This is a genomic window from Kutzneria viridogrisea DSM 43870 (assembly GCF_000525635.1).
Taxonomy (GTDB): Bacteria; Actinomycetota; Actinomycetes; order Mycobacteriales; family Pseudonocardiaceae; genus Kutzneria; species Kutzneria viridogrisea.
In genome coordinates, this window is record NZ_CP007155.1 from 2982590 (window position 1) to 3004018 (window position 21429).

The 21429-nt window shown below is 72.1% G+C and carries 23 protein-coding genes; 19 read left to right on the forward strand and 4 right to left on the reverse strand.

Translation table 11 applies throughout. From position 1 onward, the window contains the following. Positions 1–22: 22 nt before the first annotated feature. From KALB_RS13365 to KALB_RS13375, 3 genes are all read left to right on the forward strand, one after another. Positions 23–1228 carry a hypothetical protein gene (locus tag KALB_RS13365; protein ID WP_025356219.1) on the forward strand — a complete coding sequence of 402 codons (1206 nt, stop codon included), beginning with the start codon at positions 23–25 and terminating at the stop codon, positions 1226–1228. Between the two features lie 176 nt (positions 1229–1404). Next, positions 1405–2262 carry an SGNH/GDSL hydrolase family protein gene (locus tag KALB_RS13370; RefSeq protein WP_063750738.1) on the forward strand — a complete coding sequence of 286 codons (858 nt, stop codon included), beginning with the start codon at positions 1405–1407 and terminating at the stop codon, positions 2260–2262. 167 nt (positions 2263–2429) lie between these two features. Further along, the gene (locus tag KALB_RS13375) at positions 2430–3524 is read left to right on the forward strand and encodes a pyridoxal-phosphate-dependent aminotransferase family protein (protein WP_025356221.1); all 1095 of its coding nucleotides are present in this window, start codon (positions 2430–2432) and stop codon (positions 3522–3524) included. A 4-nt stretch (positions 3525–3528) separates the two neighbouring features. Here KALB_RS13375 and KALB_RS13380 read toward each other — a convergent pair whose 3' ends face one another. After that, on the reverse strand, positions 3529–4173 hold the full coding sequence (locus KALB_RS13380; protein ID WP_025356222.1) for a uridine kinase family protein: 645 nt from the start codon (positions 4171–4173) through the stop codon (positions 3529–3531). A gap of 55 nt (positions 4174–4228) precedes the next feature. Here KALB_RS13380 and KALB_RS13385 point away from each other — a divergent pair, with 55 nt between their 5' ends. Next, entirely contained in the window at positions 4229–5584 is a 1356-nt protein-coding gene (locus KALB_RS13385) for a replication-associated recombination protein A (protein ID WP_025356223.1), read from the forward strand. Here KALB_RS13385 and KALB_RS13390 read toward each other — a convergent pair. Continuing rightward, the gene (locus tag KALB_RS13390) at positions 5575–6333 is read right to left on the reverse strand and encodes an EI24 domain-containing protein (protein ID WP_025356224.1); all 759 of its coding nucleotides are present in this window, start codon (positions 6331–6333) and stop codon (positions 5575–5577) included. The two genes, KALB_RS13385 and KALB_RS13390, sit on opposite strands and share 10 nt — an antisense overlap. A gap of 89 nt (positions 6334–6422) precedes the next feature. Between KALB_RS13390 and KALB_RS13395 the strand changes: the two genes are divergently transcribed. The 15 genes from KALB_RS13395 (at position 6423) to KALB_RS47575 (ending at position 20092) form a co-directional block, all read left to right on the forward strand. After that, on the forward strand, positions 6423–8057 hold the full coding sequence (locus KALB_RS13395; RefSeq protein ID WP_025356225.1) for a purple acid phosphatase family protein: 1635 nt from the start codon (positions 6423–6425) through the stop codon (positions 8055–8057). A gap of 84 nt (positions 8058–8141) precedes the next feature. Next, the gene (locus KALB_RS13400; protein ID WP_025356226.1) at positions 8142–9113 is read left to right on the forward strand and encodes a S41 family peptidase; all 972 of its coding nucleotides are present in this window, start codon (positions 8142–8144) and stop codon (positions 9111–9113) included. Positions 9114–9240: 127 nt separating this feature from the next. Continuing rightward, complete coding sequence (locus tag KALB_RS13405; protein WP_025356227.1) at positions 9241–9612, forward strand: BP74-related protein; 372 nt, start codon at positions 9241–9243, stop codon at positions 9610–9612. A gap of 101 nt (positions 9613–9713) precedes the next feature. After that, entirely contained in the window at positions 9714–9839 is a 126-nt protein-coding gene (locus tag KALB_RS49825; protein ID WP_268872252.1) for a hypothetical protein, read from the forward strand. Next, complete coding sequence (locus tag KALB_RS13410; protein WP_025356228.1) at positions 9840–11030, forward strand: cupin domain-containing protein; 1191 nt, start codon at positions 9840–9842, stop codon at positions 11028–11030. It begins immediately after the preceding gene. Between the two features lie 16 nt (positions 11031–11046). After that, complete coding sequence (locus tag KALB_RS13415) at positions 11047–11985, forward strand: ferredoxin family protein (protein ID WP_025356229.1); 939 nt, start codon at positions 11047–11049, stop codon at positions 11983–11985. 88 nt (positions 11986–12073) lie between these two features. Beyond that, positions 12074–12484 carry a DUF948 domain-containing protein gene (locus tag KALB_RS13420; RefSeq protein ID WP_025356230.1) on the forward strand — a complete coding sequence of 137 codons (411 nt, stop codon included), beginning with the start codon at positions 12074–12076 and terminating at the stop codon, positions 12482–12484. Beyond that, entirely contained in the window at positions 12484–12786 is a 303-nt protein-coding gene (locus tag KALB_RS13425; RefSeq protein ID WP_025356231.1) for a hypothetical protein, read from the forward strand. The genes KALB_RS13420 and KALB_RS13425 overlap by 1 nt, the downstream gene beginning before the upstream one ends. 54 nt (positions 12787–12840) lie before the next feature. Then, positions 12841–15504, forward strand: coding sequence for an alanine--tRNA ligase (gene alaS, locus KALB_RS13430; RefSeq protein WP_025356232.1), 2664 nt, complete (start codon positions 12841–12843; stop codon positions 15502–15504). Continuing rightward, positions 15494–16012: a Holliday junction resolvase RuvX gene (gene ruvX / locus KALB_RS13435; RefSeq protein ID WP_025356233.1), complete on the forward strand. Its 519-nt coding sequence runs from the start codon at positions 15494–15496 to the stop codon at positions 16010–16012. Before alaS ends, ruvX begins: the two co-directional genes overlap by 11 nt. Beyond that, a complete protein-coding gene (gene mltG / locus KALB_RS13440) occupies positions 16009–17208 on the forward strand; it encodes an endolytic transglycosylase MltG (RefSeq protein ID WP_025356234.1) in 1200 nt (399 codons plus the stop codon). The genes ruvX and mltG overlap by 4 nt, the downstream gene beginning before the upstream one ends. A gap of 1 nt (position 17209) precedes the next feature. Continuing rightward, complete coding sequence (locus KALB_RS13445) at positions 17210–18058, forward strand: shikimate dehydrogenase (protein ID WP_081789325.1); 849 nt, start codon at positions 17210–17212, stop codon at positions 18056–18058. An 84-nt stretch (positions 18059–18142) separates the two neighbouring features. Next, a complete protein-coding gene (locus tag KALB_RS47570; protein ID WP_025356236.1) occupies positions 18143–18595 on the forward strand; it encodes a hypothetical protein in 453 nt (150 codons plus the stop codon). 87 nt (positions 18596–18682) lie between these two features. Further along, positions 18683–19930 carry a glycoside hydrolase family 18 protein gene (locus KALB_RS13455; protein ID WP_025356237.1) on the forward strand — a complete coding sequence of 416 codons (1248 nt, stop codon included), beginning with the start codon at positions 18683–18685 and terminating at the stop codon, positions 19928–19930. Then, positions 19931–20092, forward strand: coding sequence for a hypothetical protein (locus KALB_RS47575; RefSeq protein ID WP_158510744.1), 162 nt, complete (start codon positions 19931–19933; stop codon positions 20090–20092). A gap of 221 nt (positions 20093–20313) precedes the next feature. On the opposite strand, the gene KALB_RS13460 is transcribed toward KALB_RS47575, so the two are convergent. Continuing rightward, positions 20314–21075: a PIG-L family deacetylase gene (locus KALB_RS13460; protein ID WP_025356238.1), complete on the reverse strand. Its 762-nt coding sequence runs from the start codon at positions 21073–21075 to the stop codon at positions 20314–20316. A gap of 84 nt (positions 21076–21159) precedes the next feature. Beyond that, positions 21160–21429: an HPr family phosphocarrier protein gene (locus tag KALB_RS13465; RefSeq protein ID WP_025356239.1), complete on the reverse strand. Its 270-nt coding sequence runs from the start codon at positions 21427–21429 to the stop codon at positions 21160–21162.

Sequence of the window (21429 nt, forward strand, 5' to 3'; positions counted from 1 at the left end):
CTGGGGAGTAGGGTCGGAAGGGATGAGCGTGGAGACCACCGCCGGCCCCGCCGACGTCAACGGTGCACTGGACCCCGAGGTCGCGGACGCCGTGGCCGCGGCGGAAGCGGTGCTCAGCAGGCGCTTCGGTGCCGCCGTGCGGCTGGCCGACCCGGAGGACCTCGGCGGCAGCGGCAAGGCCACCGTGCTGCGGGTGCGGGTGGCGGCCACGCCGTTCTCGCTGCCGCGCACCCTGGTCGTCAAGCGCTACCAGCCCTCGCCCGTCGGCGAGGCGGTTGACCCGTTCCCGCACGAGGCCGTCAGCTACCAGCTGTTCACCGCGCTGGGCCAGGACGACCGGATCTGCCCGGAACTGGTCGCCCACGACGGGGCCAAGCGGCTGATCGTGCTGGAGGACCTGGGCCGCGCGCCGACCCTGGCCGACAAGCTGCTGGGCCACGACGCCCGCGGCGCCGAGCGCTCCCTGCTGGCCTGGGCCCGGTCCCTGGGCCGGCTGCACGCCACCACCGCGGGGCGTGAGGCCGACTTCGACGCGCTGACCCGCCGGCTGGGCGCCCGGCCAGGCCAGGACCCGATCGCGCTGCGCGTCCAGGCGGCCCTGTCCGAGCTGCCCGCCTTACTCCGCGAGGTGCTCGCGGTGGACGTGCGGGAGCAGGCCGTGGCCTACGCCCGCGCCGCCGGTGCCCTGCTGACCAGCACCAAGCACCGGGCCTTCAGCCCCTCCGACGCCTGCCCGGACAACCACCTGGTCACCAGCAAGGGCCTGCGGGTGCTGGACTTCGAGGGCGGGTGCGTGCGGGACGTGGTGCTCGACGCCGCGGCGCTGCGCATCCCGTTCCCGCTGTGCGGCTGCTCGTTCCGGCTGCCCGCGGGCATGACCGAGGCGATGATCGCCGCGTGGCGCGCCGAGGTCAGCCAGGTCTTCCCCGACCTGGACGAGGACGAGGTGCTGATGCCCCGGCTGCTGGAGGCCCAGCTGCTGTGGGTGTGGCTGTCGACCTGGTTGTACCTGCCCAGGCCCGGTGAGGCCGACCGGCCCGTCACCAGCAGGCTGGCGTCCCCGCGCCGCAGCAGCGCCCTGCACGCGCGCTGGCTGCGCCTGCGTGACGACGCGGGTCGCCTGCAGGAGGCACACGTCGCCGATCACGCGGACGCCGTGGCCAGTGCCCTGGAGGCCCGCTTCGGCGCCGACACCGTGCAACTCCCGCTCTTCCCCGCCTTCAGCTGACCCCCCACCCCGCGAGTCCCGCTCTGCGGGGCGCGAGTCCCGTCCTCAGGACCGCGAGTCCCGCTCTGCCGCGTCCGAGTCCCGCCCTGGCGTGCGGCAGAACTGTTCGCGAAGCCGTCCCCGCCGTGTCACCCGGTTCTCACCGCGGGTGATTGTGCAGCCGTGATCGTGGACGGGTGACGGTGCACGCGATCGGGGATGCCTATCCCACCCGGCGCGAGGTCGGGACGTTGGTGGTGCTCGGGGACTCCACGAGCGTGGGGCTCGGCGATCCGCTGCCGGGCGGCGGCTGGCGCGGGTTCGGCCCGCTGCTCGCCGAGGCGCTGGGCGCGGAGCTGGCCAACCTGTCGTTCACCGGGGCCAGGATCTGCACGATGCGCAGCGACCAGCTGCCGCAGGCGGTCCTGCTGCGACCGGACGCGGTGGTGGTCGTCGCGGGCATGAACGACACGATGCGCGCGGACTTCGACCCGGCACGGCTGCGCCGGGACCTGGACCACGTGGTCGGCGAACTACAGGCGGCCGGGGCGGTCGTGGTGCTCGCGCGGTACCACGACCACGCGCGGGTGTTCCGACTGCCGGGGCCGATCCGCCGGGCGCTGCGCAGGCGGATCACCGACCTGAACGCGGTGGTGGACCGGGTGATCAGGGACCGGGGGGCGGCCTGCCTCGACCTGGACGCCCTGCCCGGTGCCTACGAGGTGTCGGCCTGGAGCGTGGACCGGCTGCACCCCTCCGAGCTGGGGCACCGCCTGCTCGCGCGCGGGTTCGCCGAGCAGTTGGCGCTGCACGGGGTGCTGGTGCCCGGCGAGGTGAGCACGCAGTGCTCCGGCGGGCGGAAGATCACCATGCTGCACCACGTGTTGTGGTTGGTGTTCAAGGGAATTCCCTGGCTGTGGCGGCGTGGCACCGACCTGGTGCCGTACGTGGCCGGGGTGCTGCTGCGGTCGGTCACCGGGGCAGCGGAACGACCGGTCGTGGCGGCGACCACGACCGTGGTCGAGCCGGAGGAGCCGATCGGGCAACTTGGCTGAAGACCAAAGAGGGGGTGGCCGTTCCCTGCGCGGGTGGGCGACGGCCACCTCCTCGGCACACCGGGACTCGCGTGCGGCTGGGCGGGACTCGCGCTCCCCAGGCCGGGACTCGCGCTCCGGAGAGCGGGACTCGCGCGCGGGGGAGCGGGGGTGGTTAGTCTGCGGGCATGGCGTTGGTAGATCGAGTGTTGCTGGGGCCCGGACCGTCCAATCCGTACCCGGAGGCGACCGCCGGGCTGGCGGCCCCGCTGCTGGGACACCTGGACCCGGAGTTCCTGCGGGTACTGGACGAGACCTGTGAGCGGTTGCGCACCGTGTGGGGCACCGCCAACCGGCGCACCCTGCCGCTGTCGGGCACCGGCTCGATCGGCATGGAGGCGGCCTTCGCGAACTCGGTGCGCCCCGGCGACGTGGTGGTCGTCGCGGTGAACGGCCTGTTCGGTCAGCGCATGGTGGACGTGGCGGGCCGCTACGGGGCCGAGGTCGTGCCGGTGGAGCACGAGTTCGGCAGGCCGGTGGACGTGCAGCGGGTGCTGGACGCGCACCCGGCGCCGAGGCTGGTGGCCGCGGTGCACGCCGAGACCTCCACCGGCGTGCGCAGCGACATCGGCGCACTGGGCACGGCGGTGCACGAGCGGGACGCCGACGCCCTGGTGCTGGCCGACTGTGTGACCTCGCTGGGCGGCATCGAGGTCGCCGCCGACCAGTGGGGTGTGGACCTGGGCTACTCCGGTACGCAGAAGTGCCTGGGCGTCGCGCCGGGCCTGGCCCCGTTCACGGTGTCCGAGCGGGCCTGGCAGCACCGGGTGCGGCGCCCGCCGACCTGGTACCTGGACCTGGGCCTGATCGGGGACTACGTCAGCGGCTCGGCCGGTGGCGGCAGGACCTACCACCACACCGCGCCGGTGGCCATGATCGCCTCGCTGCACGCCGCGCTGGGCCGGGTGCTCGAAGAGGGCCTGGACGCGGTGTTCGAGCGGCACCGCGCCGCGGGCGAGCGGTTGCAGACCGGGCTGGTCGAGCTGGGCCTGGAACTGTTCGCGCAGGAGGGGCACCGGCTGCCCGAGCTGACCACGGTCCGGGTGCCCGAGGGCGTGGACTCGGCCAAGGTGCGCCACCGGCTGCTCACCGAGTACGGCATCGAGATCGGCGGCGGGGTCGGCCAGTACGCCAGCACGGTCTGGCGGATCGGCTTGATGGGCCACAACGCCCGCCTGGACCGCGCCGAACTGGTCCTCGCCGCGCTGCGCCAGGTGCTCTGACCCGTCAGGAACTGGCCGCCCGGGCCGTGCCGGACGGGTCGGCGACGCAGGAACCGAGCAACTGGGCCATGTCCGCACCGGCCCGGTCCGCGGTGGTCCGGCGCATGCCCGCGTCCAGGCAGCGCCGGACCACGGCGGGCTGCTCGCGCCACAGCCGCAGGCCGCGGCGCAGCAGGGTCGACACCGGCTTGCGCGCCTCGGCCACGTCGCGGGTGAACCGCCGCACGAAGGTGGTGGCCGCGCGCGGGGCGAGCACCAGGGCGTCGGCCAGCACCCCGGCCTCGCGGCAGTCGGCCACCAGCCGGTCGGCGAACAGGCCCTCGGCGAAGAACAGGGGAGCACCGGCCAGCACCACGTGGCGGCTGCCCACCCTGCGGTCCTCGCCGATGGAGTAGATCGGCGCGGCCACCCGCCCGGTGGCCGCCAGCTCGATCACCGCGCCCAGCGCGTCGTCGGCGTTCCACGCCTCGGGGTGGTCCCAGTCGGCACGGCCCGAGGCGTCCCGGGGCAGCGCAGGGTCGTCGCCCTCGCGGTAGAAGTCGTCCAGCCGGAGCACTGGCCAGCCCAGCTGCTCGGCGAGGGTGGTCTTGCCGGAGCCAGACGGCCCAGCGAGCAGCACTACGCGCGGGTGAACGGCGGTGGTCGACACGGGTAACAAGTCTCCCACATCCAACCTGTCAGTCCCTACAGGTAGCGTCGGCCCAATGAACGACGCGCTGTTCGACGGGGGCCTGTTCGGCGCCGAGGTGGAGGAGAAGGGCAAGGCCAAGCTCGCCGAGAACGCGCCGCTGGCGGTCCGCATGCGGCCCAGGTCCCTGGACGAGGTGGTCGGCCAGCAGCACCTGCTGGGCCAGGGCGCCCCGCTGCGCAGGCTGGTGGAGGGCGCGGCCCCCGCCTCGGTGATGCTCTACGGCCCGCCGGGCACCGGCAAGACCACCCTGGCCACGCTGGTGTCCCAGGCCACCGGCCGCCGGTTCGTGGCGCTCTCGGCGCTGTCGGCCGGGGTCAAGGAGGTGCGTGCCGTCATCGAGGAGGCGCGTCGCCGACTGGGCCGCACCGCCGAGGCCACCGTGCTGTTCATCGACGAGGTGCACCGGTTCTCCAAGACCCAGCAGGACGCCCTGCTCGGCGCCGTGGAGGACCGCACCGTGCTGCTCGTGGCGGCCACCACGGAGAACCCGTTCTTCTCCGTGGTTTCCCCGCTGCTGTCCCGCTCCCTGGTGCTGCAACTCAAGTCCCTGACCGACGAGGACGTGCGCGAGGTCGTGCGCCGGGCCGTGGCCGACGAGCGCGGGCTGGGCGGCAAGCTGGGGTTGGCCGCCGACGCCGAGGACCACCTGGTGCGGCTGGCCGGTGGCGACGCGCGGCGTGCGCTGACCGCGCTGGAGGCCGCCGCCGAGTCGGCCAGTTCCACCGGTGCCACCGAGATCGACCTCGCCACCCTGGAAGCCACCGTGGACAAGGCGGCGGTGCGCTACGACCGGGACGGGGACCAGCACTACGACGTGATCAGCGCGTTCATCAAGTCCATCCGGGGCTCGGACGTGGACGCGACCCTGCACTACCTGGCGCGCATGATCGAGGCGGGGGAGGATCCGCGCTTCATCGCGCGCAGGCTGGTGGTGCACGCCAGCGAGGACGTGGGCATGGCCGATCCCACCGCGTTGCAGGTCTGCGTGGCCGCGGCGCACGCCGTGCAGTTCATCGGCATGCCCGAGGGGCGGCTCGCCCTGGCGCAGGCCGCGGTGCACCTGGCCACCGCGCCCAAGTCCAACGCGGTGATCGTGGGCATCGACGCGGCGCTGGCCGACGTGCGCAAGGGCGCGGTGGGCAACGTCCCGCCGCACCTGCGCGACGGGCACTACGCGGGCGCGGCCAAGCTGGGCAACGCCCAGGGCTACCGGTACCCGCACGACGTGCCGGAGGGCGTGCTGACCCAGCAGTACCCGCCGGACGACCTGGTCGGCACCGACTACTACCAGCCGACCTCACGCGGGGCCGAGCGCGCGCTGGCCGAGCGCGTGCCACGGCTGCGCAGGGTCATCCGCGGTCAGGACTGAGGCTGTGCCGCCCTGGCCGCCTCGGTCTCCAGCATGCGGTGCGCCAGCAGCGCGCCGCCTGCCGTGGCGGCGGGCATGACCACGATCGCCACCAGCGGCACCAGGCACAGCAGGTAGCAGGGCAGCGCGAAACCCAGTGCCATGGCGCGGTTGCGGCCCAGCAGCGCGCGCCGCGCCGCCAGCGGCAGCCCGCGCCGGGTGAACGGCACCACGGTCAGTTCCAGGCCGAACAGCCACGCGTTGGTGCAGGCCGCGACCACCGGCACCACCGTGCTGCCCACCACCGGGATGAAGTCGGCCAGCATGAACACGGCGTCCACCAGCACACCCGTGCCGACTACCTTGGCGTTGTCGGCGGTGTCCTGCCACCAGGTGGTGACGTCCTGCTCGGGCACCCCGCCGAGCTTGCGCTCCACGTGTTCGGCGATCCGCTCGTAGAACGGGGCGCCGATGGCCAGCGTGACCGCCGCGAACACCAGCAGGCCCACCGCCGCCGTGGCGACCACGGCGGAGATGCCCAGCCCGGTGCGCAGCAGTTCGCGCGCGGTGGAGTCCCAGGAGTCGGCGAACGGGGTGGCCCAGGCGATCAGGTCCGGGGCCCACACGGCCAGCGCGATCACCGCCGCCACCAGCAGTGAGCCGGTGATCAGCGCGGGCAGCGCGCCGAGCAGCAGCAGGCGCGGACTACGCAGCACGATGCCGAAACCGCGCAGCAGCATGCCCAAACCGGACAGGAAGTTTCGAACCACCCCCGGAGTCTAAGGAGTGCGCGACCCGCCCGCTGTTGTTCACCAACCGGTCGCCCGGCGTACACCTGGTGCCCGAAGCATGTGCGGCCATGGAAATCCCGAGAACTGGGGTGCCCGAGCAGCTCGCCGAGCGGCTGTCCATGGCTGAGCAGCACGAGTACCTGCGCACGCGTTTCGGCCGCCGCACGGTGCTGCGCGGCGGTCTGGCCACGGCGGCGGCCGTGGCCGCGGGACCGGTGTTCCTGCCCGGTCTCGCCTACGCCGCCGGGGACAAGGTCACCCCCATCGCCAAGCACCTGGCATTCGGCCGCAACCCGAGGACCCAGATGCGCGTGGGCTGGCAGGTGCCGGTCCCGGTGCGCAAGCCCTTCGTCCGCTACGGCACCGACCCGCGCCACCTGTCCGAGCGGATCCCCGCCGAGGTGCGCGCGCTGCACTCCGAGGTTCCCGGGGTCATCGCGCCCTACGACCAGTACTACCTGCACGCCGAGCTGTGCGACCTGCGGCCCGGCCACACCTACTACTACGCCGTGGGCCACGACGGTTTCGACCCGGCCCGCGGGGACGGCGGCACCGGTGCGATCTCCACCTTCCGCACCGCCCCGCAGCGCTGGTTCCCCGGGCGCCCGTTCACCTTCACCGCCTTCGGCGACCAGGGCGTCAGCACCGACGCGCTGGCCGAGAACGGTGTTGTGGCCCAGCAGAACCCGGTGTTCCACCTGCTGGCCGGGGACATCGCCTACGCCGACCCGAACGGCGGCGGGCTGCCCATCGGCTCGGTACACGACGACACCCACGACACCTTCGACCCGAAGGTGTGGGACGCCTACCTGACCCAGATCGAGCCGGTCGCCTCGAAGGTGCCGTGGATGGTCGCCACCGGCAACCACGACATGGAGGCGCTCTACACCGACCACGGCTACGGCGGCCAGCAGTCCCGCTGGGACTTCCCCGGCAACGGGCCCTCGGGCTGCCCCACGGTGTACTCGTTCATCTACGGCAACGTCGGCGTGATCTCCTTGGACGCCAACGACGTCTCCTACGAGATCCCGGCCAACCTGGGCTACAGCTCGGGCAGCCAGACCGCGTGGCTCAAGCGCAGGCTGAGCTACCTGCGCTCGCAGGCCGACGTGGACTTCATCGTGGTGTTCTTCCACCACTGCGCCTACTCCACCACCAAGAGCCACGCCTCCGAGGGCGGGGTCCGCGAGCAGTGGGTGCCGCTGTTCGACCGGTTCAAGGTGGACCTGGTCATCAACGGGCACAACCACGTCTACGAGCGCAGCGACGCGCTGCGCGGTGGCGCGGTGGTCACCGAGGTACCCATCGGCGGCACCGTGCGGCCCGACCGGGACGGCACCGTCTACGCCACCTGCGGCTCCGCCGGGCGCAGCCTGTACTCCTTCCCGGCGCCGGACAGCTATGCCGGGCACGAGATCCCGTTGCGGGACGTGCCGACCTACTACTGGGCCAGGGGCAAGCAGAAGGTCACCGAGACCGTGCACTGGTCGCGGGTCCGCTACACCGGGTACGCCTTCGTCGCGCTGGACGTCAAACCCGCCTTCTGGGGCCAGCAGACCAGCATCACGGTGCGCACGGTGACCAACAGGGGGCAGGAGATCGACCGGTTCACCATCGAGCGGACCGCGGGCCTGCACGTGGGCATCGACCTGGGCCGGGCCCAGGCCAACGCCTCGGTCGGCGGGGACATCGGCGACCTGTAGTGGGTGGCGGTGCCGCCCAACTCCGCGTCGGCCAGGTGCGGAAATGGGCGGCACCGAGCACCTGCCGTCGACTAGGTTGCGCGGATGCCCGAGGACAACCGCGCCGCCGAGATCGACCTGTTGACCCTTCACCTGCAACGGATCTACGTGTTCCCCGAGGTGGCGGAACGCGCGATCGCACTGCTGCGCGAGCGGTCCGCCGCGAACGCCTACGCCGGGCTGGACGACCAGCGCTTCGCCGAGCTGGTCACCGAGCACCTGCTCTCCGTCAGCGGGGACAAGCACCTGCGACTGCTGCACAGCGTGGAGGAACTGCCCGAGAACGAGGACCCCGAGTGGTTCGACGAGGACCTGTACCGGGCTGAGGCCGAGTTGTCCGGGCACGGCTTCGACCGGGTGGAGCGGTTGGCGGGCAACGTGGGGCTGCTGGAGACGACCCGCCTGTTCGATCCCGACATCTCCGGTGCCGCCGCGGCCGCGGCCATGAACCTGCTCGCCGGTACCGACGTGCTGCTGCTGGACCTGCGGCGCAACGGCGGCGGCAGCCCCGGCATGGTGGCCATGCTGTGCAGCTACCTGTTGAAGGGCTCGGTCCACCTGTGCGACATGTACTTCCGGGCCGAGGACCGCACCAGGCAGTCCTGGACCCTGCCGTACGTGCCGGGTCCGCGGTTCGGCCACTCGAAGCCGGTCTACGTGCTGACCAGTGCGCAGACCTTCTCCGGTGCCGAGGAACTGGCCTACAACCTCCAGCAACTCGAGCGGGCCACGCTGATCGGCGAGGTCACGAAGGGCGGCGCCCACCCCGGCAACCGCCAGCGCATCGGCCCGCACCTGCGTGCCGCCGTGCCCGCCGGGCGGTCTATCAACCCGGTCTCCGGCACGAACTGGGAGGGGGTCGGGGTGCGTCCGCACCTCGAACTGCCCGCGGAACAGGCCTTCGACCGGGCCTACCGGCTCGCCCTGGAGCACGTGCTGGGGCTGGGCGAGACCGGTCCGCGCCGGGTGATCGCCGAGCAGGCCCGCGTGGCGCTGGCCGGGCTGGCCCGCGGATAGTGCCACCGCCCGCCCGGCAGGGCAATCGGCTGGTCGGCGGCAGTCCTCGTCAGTCGGTCGGCGAGTGTTGCCCGGTCAATTCCGTCGATATTCTCGATTGTCCAGCTGAGGACGATCGGGGGCCGAAATGGCCGCACCGCGCTATTTCGCATTCAAGCAGAGTCGGGACCAGGAATTCATCTTCCAGCTCACCGACGAGGGAAGGATCGTCGAGGCCCTGGACATCCTGTCCGGCAAGGAGAAGTTCAGGGTCCACGTGATGGGCAAGATCATCAAGCGCCCGGCGCCCTACAACCTGAAGTGGAGTTACCACCTCGACCCGGACACCATCACCTTCTTCGAGTTCGCGATCGATTTGTGCGATGCCGACATGCAGTACATCGAGGATCACCTGGACGAAGTGTGCGGGTCATTCCTCCCCGGCTGTCACTGGTGTCCGTGGGATTCACGGCTGCTCCGCGAGGTCACGCCACCTCCTGAGGGTGACCGCGCAGTGTGATCAGTCCAGGTCACAAGCACCCCAATGACCGATAACCTTGAACCGCCCGCTGACGTACGGTTGCGCTGTCTCAGCCAACCGACTCTCTGCGAGGTCATGCGATGGCTCAGGAACTCAAGGACACCACCCCGGCCAGCGGTCTGCTGCTCGGCGTCGAGACGCTGTCGGTCGCGGTGGACCGCGGCAAGGCCAACGGTGCCGTGGCGGACAACGACGGCAACGACTGAGTGGGCGCCGTCCCCTCGCTGGCTGACCTCGTCGCTCCCGTCGAGGTCAGCCAGTTCTTCGCCACCACACAGGGCCGCACCCACCAGGTGTTCCCCGGTCCTGCCGGCCGGTTCGCCGACCTGCTGCCCTGGTCGGAGCTGAACCGGGTGCTGCGCCAGCACCGGCTGGAGTTCCCCCGGCTGCGCCTCGCGCTGGACGGCGAGGTCGTGCCCGCGCACAGCTACACCGAGATGGTCGAGTCGCGCCGCGGCGGGCCGGTGCCCAAGCTGCTGGCAGCGCCCTTCTCCGAGAAGCTCCGCGCGGGCGCCACCCTCGTGCTGGACTCCGTGCACGAACTGGTCGAGCCCGTCGGCGAACTGGCCGCCCGGCTGGAACACGAGCTGCGCGAACGGATCCAGGTCAACCTGTACGCGGGCTGGGGCCGCACGCACGGGTTCGACGTGCACTGGGACGACCACGACGCGTTCATCGTTCAGATCGCGGGCCGCAAGCGCTGGCGGGTGCACGGGGTGACCCGGCCCGCCCCGTTGCAGCGCGACGTGGAGCTGCCGCCGCGCCCGGAGGGTGAGCCGCTGGCGGACTTCGTGCTGGAGGACGGGGACGTGCTCTACGTGCCGCGCGGACACTGGCACGACGTGTCCGCGCTCGGCGAGCAGTCCCTGCACCTGACGATCGGCGTGAACCGGGCCACCGGGGTGGACCTGGTGGCGTGGCTGGCCGACCAGGTCCGCGCGGAGGAGCTGTTCCGCGAGGACCTGCCCCGGTTCGCCTCCGAGCAGGAGCGGGCGCAGCGGTCGGCCGTGCTGCGGGCCCGGCTGGGCGAGCTGATGGCCACCGACCTGGTGGACCGGTTCCTGGCCGACCGGGACGCGCAGGCCCCGACGCACACGCGGATCGGCCTGCCCTTCGCGGCGACCAGCGAGCTGCTGCCCGCCGAGGACGAGGCGCTGGTGCGGCTGCTCGCGCCGCGGGCGGTGCTGGAACGCGGGCAGGGCACGGTCGCGCTGGCGGCGGGCGGTCAGCGGCTGGTGTTCGCGGAACCGGCCGGGGTGGTGCTGTCCGCCCTGCTCGGTGGCGGACCGGTAGCCGTGAAATCCCTCGTGGAGGTGGCCAGTCCCACACTCGATCGGGGGACTGTGCGAGCTTTGCTCGGCGAGTTGGTCACACACGGGATGCTGGCACTGGGCTGACCGTGTAAGGTTAGGTATGCCTAACGGGTTCGAGGTCGGTGACACGCTGCCCGGCTGTGCCGCCGTCATGAGACTGCTGGGCGGCAGCCCCGCCGGGACCGCGGCGTACATGACCTCCTGGCTGCTCGTCGAGCAACCGGGACCGTGGACCGCCGACGCGCTGGAGCGGGTCTGCGACGAGGTCTTCCCGGCCCAGCGGATGGACGCCCTGCGCGCCGCGGGCCTGCGCCCACTGCTGATCCGCAGGCCGGGGCGCCACCGCAGGGAACCCGGGGCCCCGCGCACCGTCTACCTGGCCAGCGGCCTGCCGGGCGGGCGCTGGCTGGAGCGGCTGGAGATCGCCGACCTGGCCGAGTTGGCCGCGCTCGACCTGGAGGCCGTCACGCGTGGTCGGGGCGGGCACGGCACGCCCGTGGCCGGTCCGTTGTTCCTGGCCTGCACGCACGGCACCAAGGACATGTGCTGCGCCGTGCTGGGCCGCCCGGTGGCCGCCGCGCTGGGTGAGAACCACCCCGGCCGGGCCTGGGAGGTCAGCCACGTGGGCGGGGACCGCTGGGCGGGCAACCTGCTCGTCGTGCCGGACGGCTACCTGCACGGGCAGCTCAGCCCGGACGAGGCTGCGCTGGTGGCCAAGTCGGCACTGGCCGGTCAGGTGCAGCTCGACCAGTTGCGCGGGCGCACCTCCGCGCCCACCGCCTACGCCCAGTACGCCGAGATCGCCGTGCGCAGGCGCGCGGGGCTGCGCGGGCTGGACGAGGCGATCGCCGTGGGGGAGAGCCGCCCCGACCCGGTGGACGAGAACCTCCGGCTCGTCTCGGTGCGCACGCCCGAGGGCGTGTACGAGGTGGCGGTGCGCCGGGGCCCCGCGGTCGACGGCGCGGCGAGCCGCTGCTCGGCCCGTATCGCGCCCGCGGGCTACTCGGTGCTGAGCGTGCACCTGCTCGCCACCGTCTGAACCCCCATCCCAGCAGGGCACCGAATTGTCGTGGCGGTAACCTGATCAGCACTTCGCCGGGCAATAGATGATCTTGCTAGGAGGGTTCGTGTCACCAGAGCAGATCGCCGCGCTCGTGGCAGCCGGTGCCTTCGTGCTGCTGGTGCTGGTGCTGTTGTGGGTGCTGGTCAAGCTGGGGCGCACGCTGGACGAGGCGACCACCGCCATCCGCAAGGCGCACGAGAACAGCGATCCGCTGTTCCTGGAGGCCAACACCACCTTGACCCACGTCAACACCCAGCTGGAGCGGGTGGACGGCATCACCGCGAACGCCCGTGCCGTCAGCGGCAACGTCTCGGCGCTGACCTCGCTGTTCACCGCGACCCTCGGCGGTCCGCTGGTGAAAGCGGCTGCGCTTTCCTACGGGATCAGCAAGGCTGTACGGGCACGGCGCAAGGCAGCCGCCCCGGCAGAGGGCCCGGGCAGGCGCGTGCGCAGGACGAAGCGGGGGAGGCGCTGATGAGTAGGTTGTTCTGGCTCGGTCTCGGTGTCGCCGCCGGGGTCGTCATCAGCCGCAAGGTCTCCGAGCTGACCCACAAGGCCACCCCCGCCGGGGTCGCCGAGAATCTGGGCGACGCCATGCGCGAGATGGCCGGTGCCCTGGGCTCCTTCGGCGCCGACGTGCGGGCGGGCATGGCCGAGCGGGAGTCCGAGCTGTCCAGGTCCGTGGAGGACAAGACGGGCTTCCGGCCCGGTTTCACCGGTGGCGAGTCCTGGTCGCCGACCCGCGACGCGCGAGCGCGCCGGGCGGACGGGCGCTGAACCCGTTCGTCCGCCGTCCCGCGTCCTGACCCAGACTCATCCCGAGGAACCACCGTGAAGACCCACGAGATCGTCAAGCGTTTCCGCGAACACTTCGAGCGGGCCGGGCACACCTACGTGCCCAGCGCCTCGCTCATCCTCGAAGACCCCACGCTGCTGTTCGTCAACGCCGGCATGGTGCCGTTCAAGCCGTACTTCCTCGGCGAGGCCCCGCCGCCGTACAAGCGCGCCACCAGCATCCAGAAGTGCGTGCGCACCCCGGACATCGACGAGGTCGGCAAGACCACCCGGCACCTGACCTTCTTCCAGATGGCGGGCAACTTCTCCTTCGGTGACTACTTCAAGGAAGAGGCCATCCGGCTGGCCTGGACCCTGATCACCAACCCGCAGGACCAGGGCGGCTACGGCTTCGACCCGGAGCGGCTGTGGGTCACCGTCTACCTGGACGACGACGAGGCCATCGAGCTGTGGCAGAAGGTCGCCGGGCTGCCGCCGGAGCGCATCCAGCGCCGGGACGGCAAGGACAACTACTGGGACATGGGCGTGCCCGGTCCCGGCGGTCCCTGCTCGGAGATCTACTTCGACCGCGGCCCGGACTACGGGCGCGAGGGCGGCCCGGTCGCCGACGAGGACAGGTACCTGGAGATCTGGAACCTGGTCTTCATGCAGGACATCCGCGGGGAGCAGAGCCCCAAGCTCGGCCACAAGCCGATCGGGGAGCTGCCCGCCAAGAACATCGACACCGGCATGGGCGTGGAGCGGGTCGCCTCCCTGTTGCAGGGCGTGGACAACGTCTACGAGACCGACCTGGTCCGTGCCGTGATCGCCAAGGCCGAGGAGCTGTCCGGCCGCCGCTACGGCGCCGACGAGACCGACGACGTGCGCTTCCGCGTCATCGCCGACCACTCGCGCAGCGGCATCCTGATCGTCGGCGACGGGGTGACCCCCGGCAACGAGGGCCGCGGCTACGTGCTGCGCCGCCTGCTGCGCCGCATCGTGCGCTCGGCCCGCCTGCTGGGCGTCACCGAGCCGGTGCTTGGCCAGTTCGCCGCCGTGGTGCGCGACGAGATGGGCCCGGTCTACCCGGACCTGGTCACCAACTTCGAGCGCATCCTGTCGGTGGTGCAGAACGAGGAGAACACCTTCCTCACCACGCTGACCGCCGGGTCGAAGATCTTCGACTCCGCCGCGGGCGAGGTGCGGGCCGCCGGGGCCACCACGCTGCCCGGGGACAAGGCGTTCCAGCTGCACGACACCTACGGCTTCCCGATCGACCTCACCCTGGAGATGGCCTCCGAGCAGGGCCTGACGGTGGACGAGGACGGGTTCCGCAAGCTGATGGCCGAGCAGCGCGCCCGCGCCAAGGCCGACGCCGCCTCGCGCAAGACCGGCCACGGGGACAAGACCGTGTACCGGGAGCTGCTGGAGCTGGGGGCCACCGAGTTCACCGGCTACGAGGAGCTGGCCAGCGAGGCCACCGTGCGCGGCATCATCCGCGAGGGCCAGCGGGTGCGCTCCGCCGCCGAGGGCGAGATCGTCGAGGTCGTGCTGGACCGGACCCCGCTCTACGCCGAGTCCGGTGGGCAGGAGTCCGACGCGGGCGTCATCACCGCCGACGGCGTGGAGCTGGAGGTCGTCGACGTCCAGAAGGTCAACCGCAAGCTGTGGGTGCACCAGGTGCGGGTGCGCGCGGGCGAGCTGGCCGAGGGGCAGCGGGTGCTGGCCCAGGTGGACCAGGAGTGGCGGACCGGTGCCCGGCAGGGTCACTCGGGCACGCACGTGGTGCACGCCGCGCTGCGCGAGGTGCTCGGGCCCAAGGCCCTGCAGTCCGGTTCGTACAACAAGCCGGGCTACCTGCGGCTGGACTTCGCCTGGACCGGCGGCCTGTCCCCGGAGACCCGCAGCGAGATCGAAGAGGTCTCCAACCTGGCCGTGCGCAAGGACCTCCCGGTCAAGATCAAGTACGGCACGATCGCCGAGGCCCAGCAGCTGGGCGCCATCGCCCTGTTCGGCGAGACCTACGACGAGACCGTGCGCATGATCGAGATCGGCGGCCCCTGGTCGCTGGAGCTGTGCGGTGGCACCCATGTGGAGCACTCCTCGCAGATCGGCCCGATCACGCTGATCGGTGAGTCCTCGGTGGGCTCGGGCGTGCGCCGCGTCGAGGCCTACGTGGGCATGGAGGCCTTCCGCTACCTGGCCCAGGAGCGGGCCCTGGTGCAGAACCTGGCCACCATGTTGAAGGTGCCTGACGCCGAGGTGCCCGGCCGGGTCGAGGCCCTGGTGGAGCGGCTGCGTGTGGCCGAGAAGGAGCTGGAGAAGCTGCGCTCGGCCCAGCTGCTGTCCTCCGCGGGCGCCCTGGCCGAGGGCGCCGAGGACCTGGGCGGCACCGCGCTGGTGGCCGCCTCGATCCCCGGGGTGTCCGGCAACGACCTGCGCACCCTGGCCACCGACGTGCGCAACCGGCTCGGGTCCCGTCCAGGCGTGGTGGCGCTGTTCGCCCCGGAGCAGGACAAGGTGGGCTTCGTGGTGGCGACCACCGAGGCCGCCAGGTCCGCCGGTATCGCCGCGGGCAAGCTGGTGCCGGTGTTCGGACCGGCCATCGGGGGGCGTGGCGGCGGCAAGCCGGACATGGCTCAGGGTGGCGGCGGCAACCCCGGCGGCGTGCCGGAGGCCATCGCGGCCCTGCGTGGTGAGCTGGGCAGGAATGGCGCGTAGCAAGGCCAAGTCGACGAACGGGCCGGTCGGGCCGAAACCCGACCGGCCCGGGGTCGACGACCCGGGCCGTGGCCGCAGGCTCGGGGTGGACGTGGGTGCCGTGCGGGTCGGCGTGGCGCTGAGCGACCCGTCCCCGATGCTGGCGACCCCGCTGGTCACCCTGGAGCGGGAGACCAGCGTGCAGCGGCTCGCGGAGCTGGCCGCCGAGCACGAGGTGGTCGAGGTCGTGCTGGGGCTGCCGCAGACCCTGGCGGGCAAGCACGGCACGGCCGCGCAGATCGCCGTCGACTACGCGGCGGCACTGCGTGAACGACTCGACGTGCCGGTGCGTCTAGCCGATGAGAGGCTGACCACGGTCACCGCGACCCGGGTGCTCGCCGAGCGGGGCGTGCGTGGCCGCCGCCAGCGTGCCGTCGTGGACCAGGCCGCCGCCGTGGAGATCCTCCAGGCGTGGCTGGACGCCAGGTCGGCTGCGCTGGCACGGGCGCAGGAGGAGAACCAGTCGTGACCAAGGACGAGGCCGAGGTCCAGCACGAGGACTTGGACCTGTTCGACAGTGCCGAGGAGCCCGCCACACCGGCCAGGCGCCCGCGGCGCAAGCCGGTCGTGCTGGCCGCTGTCGTGGTGGTGCTGCTCCTGCTGTGCTGGGGCGCCTACTACGGCGCGGGCAGGTTCCTGGGCATCGGCTCGTACGGGGACTTCGGCGGGGACGGCGGGTCCGATGTGCTGGTGCAGGTCCGCGACGGGGCCTCGACCAAGGCCATCGGCGAGATGCTGGCCGACAACGACGTGGTGCGCACCGGGCGGGCGTTCGTCAACGCGGCGGGCAGCGACGACCGGGTCGGCGCCCTGCAACCGGGCTTCTACGTGATGAAGACCGAGATGTCCGGCAAGGCGGCCGTGGCCAGGATCGTCGACCCGGCCAGCCGGGTGGGCAACCTCCAGGTCAAGGCCGGGCTCCAGCTGGACGACACCCGCAAGCCCGACAACTCGGTGAACCCCGGCATCCTGTCCCTGCTGGCCAAGGCGAGCTGCGCCACGCTCGACGGCAAGCAGACCTGTGTGCCCGTGGAGGAGTTGCGCAAGGTCGCCGAGACCGCCGACGCCACCGCGCTGGGCGTGCCGGACTGGGCGCTGTCCTCGGTGGCCAAGGCCGAGCCCAAGCACCGGCTGGAGGGCCTGATCCTGTCCGGGGTGTACGACGTCAAGCCCGGGGCCAGCGCCCAGGACCTGCTGCGCGCGGTGATCACCAGCTCGGCGACCAAGCTGGCCGACGTGCCGAAGCTGTCCGAGGACACCGGATTCACCCCGTACCAGGTGCTGGTGGTCGCCTCGCTGATCGAGCGCGAGGCCATCGAGTCCGACTTCGGCAAGGTCTCCCGGGTCATCTACAACCGGCTGGCCGTTGGCATGCCGATGCAGGACGACTCCACCATCAACTACGTGCTGGACCAGCCGCTGCTGGCCACCAGCGACGCCGACCGCGCGCGGCCCGGCCCGTACAACACCTACCTGAACACCGGGCTGACCCCGACCCCGATCTCCTCGCCGAGTCAGAAGGCGATGCAGGCCGCGGTCAAGCCCACCGAGGGCACCTGGGTGTACTTCGTGAAGTGCGACAAGGAGGGCAACTCCTGCTTCGCCACCACCCAGGCGGAACACGACGCGAACGTGTCCAAGGCGCGTGCGGCGGGGATCTTCTGAGGTGAGTTCCCGACGCGCCGCCGTGCTCGGCTCGCCGATCGAGCACTCGCTGTCCCCGGTGCTGCACCAGGCCGCCTACGCGGCGCTCGGGCTGGACTGGTCCTTCGAGCGGATCCGCTGCGAGGCGGCCGAGCTGCCCGGGCTGGTGGACGGCTCGGGGCCGGAGTGGGCCGGGTTCGCGGTGACCATGCCGGGCAAGCGCGCCGCCTACGAGCACGCCGTGCAGCGCAGCGAGGTGGCCGACCTGGTCGAGGCGGCGAACACGCTGGTGCCCCGCGAGCAGGGCGGCTGGTTCGCCGACTGCACCGACGTGCAAGGCATCTGCGGGGCCGTGCGAGCCGCGGGCGGCTGGCCGGAGCGGGGCGCCGGGTCGGCGGTGCTGCTCGGTGCGGGTGGCACGGCCACGGCCGCCGTGGTCGCGGCACACCTGCTCGGCGTACAGCAGGTGACGATCGTCGTGCGCGATCCCGCGCGGGCCGCCGAGGCCGTGCGCTGCGCCGAGAAGGTCGGTGTGGGCGTGGCGGTGCGGGACTGGTCGCAGACCCGGTTCGGCGAGCTGTGCGCGGCTGCCGACCTGGTGGTCAGCACCGTGCCCTCGGCGGCGGTGGTCGACATCGCCGAGGACCTGGCCCGCGCCAGGTTCGCACTGGACGCGATCTACCACCCGTGGCCGACCCCGATCGCGGACGCGGCGGCACGCCGTGGCACGCGGCTGGTCACCGGCCTGGACATGCTGCTGCACCAGGCGTTCACCCAGGTGTGGCGGTTCACCGGTGAGCAGGCACCGAAGGCCGAGATGCGCGCCGCCCTGCACTCCGCGACCGGTGGGCTGCTGCCGCTGCCGATCTGAGTCCTGGCAAATCGCACGCGTGGGACGTGCCGGGTTGTTACCGTTCGCGAGAATCGTTCGTTTTCTCTGGACGGCAGGTGACCCGTGTTCGGCAAGTTCTCCCTGGTGCTGGCGGCTGCCAGCGCGGCCCTGGTGCTCTCCGCGTGCGGATCGCCCACCCCGCCCAACTGCACCAAACAGCAGGAGGCGGTCAGCAAGGCCGAGGCGGCCAAGAAGACCGCTGACACCGAGCGCAAGTCCGTCGAGGACAAGGCGGCCGGGACCCAAAGAGCCGTGGACGAGGCCAAGAAGGTCTCCGACAGACTGGACGCGGACTACAAGCAGGCCGATGCCACAGCGGGCACGGACGCGGCCTCCTCGGCGCGGGTGGCCCAGGCCGCCGCGGACTCGGCCGAGGCGATCGCCAAGCTGGCCGAGGCCCGCGAGGCCAACACCAAGGCCCAGGCCGACTCGGCGCAGGCCGTGGCCAAGGTGACCGAGGCCGACGCCGCGCTCAGCGAGGCCAAGAAGGCCGTGGAGACCTGCACGAAGGGCTGATCTCCCGTTGACAGCCGACCGTGTGCGGGCGATCCTGTCGGCCAGCTGATTGGTGTAGACCAACTGCCTGGCCGACAGGAGACGCACATGTTCGGTTCCAGACGCTCGGTGGCCGCCGCGGTGGCGCTGGCGGTCGCGGGCACGCTCGCCGCGGCGCCCGCGACCGCACTCGCCCAGCACGACCAGTCGGTGGTGTCCGCGTACTTCGCGGGCTGGGACGTCTACGGGCGTGGCTACCACGTCAAGGGCATCCCCGCCGACAAGATCAACGTCATCCAGTACGCCTTCGCGGCGCCCACCTTCGACAAGGCCACCGGGGCGGTCGGCTGCTCCGTGCTGGACCCGTGGGCGGACTACCAGCAGCCCTACCCCGCCGACCTGGCCGTGGGCGGGGTCGCCGACGACGCGGCCGATGCCAACCAGCACCTGTACGGCAACTTCAACCAGTTGCGCAGGCTCAAGGCCGCGCACCCCGGCCTGCGCGTGGAGATCTCGGTCGGCGGCTGGACCAAGTCCACCTGGTTCTCCTCGGTGGCCGCCGATGCCAACCGCCGCAAGCAGTTCGTACAGTCCTGTGTAGACACGTTCATCAAGGGCGATCTGCCCGGTGGCGGTTGGCCCGCCTCCGCGGGCGGTCCCGGTGCCGCCACGGGCCTGTTCGACGGCATCGACGTGGACTGGGAGTACCCGACCCAGGTCGCCGGGGGCAACGTGGACCCGAGCCCGGCCGACCGGCACAACGCCACCGAGCTGTTCACCGAGTTCCGCCGCCAGCTTGAGGCGCAGGGCGCCCGCGACCACCGGCACTACCTGCTGACCGCCGCCCTGCCCGCGACATCCAAGGCGGGGCAGTACTACGAGCTGCCCCAGGCCATCGCGCAGCTGGACTGGGCGAACCTGATGACCTACGACTACAACGTGCCGGGCGGCGGCATCGCGGCTCCGGACACCCTGCTGCGGCCGGACCCGCGCGACCCCAACGCCAAGGACCTCACCGGGAACACCATCGGCACGGTGGCCTACTACCTGGGCCGCGGCGTGCCCGCGAACAAGATCGTCGTCGGGGTTCCCTTCTACGGCAACCAGTACCTGCGCACCGGCGGGCTGTACCAGAAGGCCGACAACAGCGGGCTGGACCCCAACAGCCTGGCCTGGGACGCCAAGCCCCAGCCGACCTACCACGACCTGGTGGACACCGCGCACGTGGTGGGCGCCAACGGGTTCAGCCAGCACTGGAACGCCTTCGCGGGCGAGCCCTGGCTCTACAACCCCGCGCAGTCGCACAACCTGTGCGGGCAGTTCAACGCCGACGGCAGCTGTGCGAGCCCGTACTAGGTGAGCACCTCCACGCTGATCACCTACTCCGACCCGCGCTCGATCGGCGAACGCACCGAGCTGATCCGCTCCTGGCACCTGCGCGGGGCCATGGCCTGGGAACTCAGCCAGGACTCCAACGACCACGCCCTGATCAACGCCCTGTCCCCGCTCCTGCACTGACCCCGCTGGCCCCGCGTGTCGTACGTTCCGGCCCCGCGTGTCGGCGCCTCATGACCCGCGTGTCGGCGCTTCCGGTACGGCGTGTCGGCGTTTCCGGTACGGGCTCCCGCACACTGGGAAACCGCCCGCCAAGTGTCGACACACCGTACGTGAGGCGCCGACACACCACCCGGGAAGCGCCGACACGCGGGGCTGTTGCCCAGGGTCGGTCGCCGCGGGCCTCAGAACAGGGTGGTGCGTACCGTGCTCGGCGGGGCCAAGTCCCTGCGCAGGAAGCACTCCGTGCCCAGCAGGTCCTGCCTTACCCGCTCGGGCAGCCCGGCCAGCCGTGCCGCCCCGGCCCCGCGTGCGGTCTCGCTCTCGTGCGCGAGCAGGGCCGCCCACTTGCGGTCCACCCAGGGCCGCACGTCCAGCCGGAGGGCCACCTGCTCGTCGGGCACCCCCGGCACACCCGGTCCCGGCGCGGGCACGTCCCCGCCGAACAGCGTCCGCCAGGCCCCGGCCACGGCGCTGCGCGGCAGCACCGCGAGGTAGAGCGCCCCAATCTGCCACGGCTCGCCCGCCTCCGGGTACAGCTGCACGCAGTTCGCCGCCTCCGCAGCCGCCAGCGTCACGCGGTGCGCCCGGATGTGGTCGGGGTGCCCGTAGGTGCCGAACGCGTCGTAGGTCACCACCGCCTCGGGGCGGAACTCCCGCAGGTGCGCCACGAGCCTGCTGACCGCCTCGTCGAACGGGGCCGCGCAGAACGTGTTCTCCCCGCCCATGCCCGAGTCGCGGTAGCCCAGCAGCCGCGGCTCACCGGCCCCCAGGATCTCCAGCGACCGCCGCAGTTCCTCGACCCGGGCGTCGCCCTGCTGCCACGTGCAGGTCACGACCCCGGTCCGCAGCCCCTGCTCGGCGCAGCTGGCCAGCAGCCCGCCGGTGAACAGCGCCTCGTCGTCGGGGTGGGCGTGCACGCACAACACGCCCGGTGTGCTCGTCATGGTCGACTGACGCCCCGGACCGGCCGGGGGTTGCACGCCAGGAGGGGTCACCGGCACGCCGGTGACCCCTCCTGGTCGAGTTCGTCAGTCCTGGTCCAGGTCGGTGGCGATCAACGTCGCCACCGCCTCCAGTGCCTGGTCCGCGCCGTCGCCCTCGGCCGCCAGCACAACCTCGTCACCGTGCATGGCGCCCAGTGTCATCAGGCCAAGCACGCTGGCCGCGTCCACCGGCTCGCCCCCGTCCTTGCGGATGGTGACGCCGACCTGCTGCTCGGCCGCTGCCTTGGCCAGCAGCGCGGCAGGACGTGCGTGCAGGCCGACCTTGGAGGCCACGGTGACCCGTCGTTCCGGCAT

Bases quoted from the DNA above. Each gene is read 5' to 3' on its own strand.
- KALB_RS13465 (WP_025356239.1), bottom strand. From the start codon at position 21,429: ATGCCGGAACGACGGGTCACCGTGGCCTCCAAGGTCGGCCTGCACGCA.
- KALB_RS13365 (WP_025356219.1), top strand. From the start codon at position 23: ATGAGCGTGGAGACCACCGCCGGCCCCGCCGACGTCAACGGTGCACTG.
- KALB_RS13385 (WP_025356223.1), top strand. From the start codon at position 4,229: ATGAACGACGCGCTGTTCGACGGGGGCCTGTTCGGCGCCGAGGTGGAG.
- KALB_RS13425 (WP_025356231.1), top strand. From the start codon at position 12,484: ATGAGTAGGTTGTTCTGGCTCGGTCTCGGTGTCGCCGCCGGGGTCGTC.
- KALB_RS13455 (WP_025356237.1), top strand. From the start codon at position 18,683: ATGTTCGGTTCCAGACGCTCGGTGGCCGCCGCGGTGGCGCTGGCGGTC.
- KALB_RS13460 (WP_025356238.1), bottom strand. From the start codon at position 21,075: ATGACGAGCACACCGGGCGTGTTGTGCGTGCACGCCCACCCCGACGAC.
- KALB_RS13400 (WP_025356226.1), top strand. From the start codon at position 8,142: ATGCCCGAGGACAACCGCGCCGCCGAGATCGACCTGTTGACCCTTCAC.
- KALB_RS13405 (WP_025356227.1), top strand. From the start codon at position 9,241: ATGGCCGCACCGCGCTATTTCGCATTCAAGCAGAGTCGGGACCAGGAA.
- KALB_RS13415 (WP_025356229.1), top strand. From the start codon at position 11,047: ATGCCTAACGGGTTCGAGGTCGGTGACACGCTGCCCGGCTGTGCCGCC.
- ruvX (WP_025356233.1), top strand. From the start codon at position 15,494: ATGGCGCGTAGCAAGGCCAAGTCGACGAACGGGCCGGTCGGGCCGAAA.
- KALB_RS13375 (WP_025356221.1), top strand. From the start codon at position 2,430: ATGGCGTTGGTAGATCGAGTGTTGCTGGGGCCCGGACCGTCCAATCCG.
- KALB_RS13395 (WP_025356225.1), top strand. From the start codon at position 6,423: ATGGAAATCCCGAGAACTGGGGTGCCCGAGCAGCTCGCCGAGCGGCTG.
- KALB_RS49825 (WP_268872252.1), top strand. From the start codon at position 9,714: ATGGCTCAGGAACTCAAGGACACCACCCCGGCCAGCGGTCTGCTGCTC.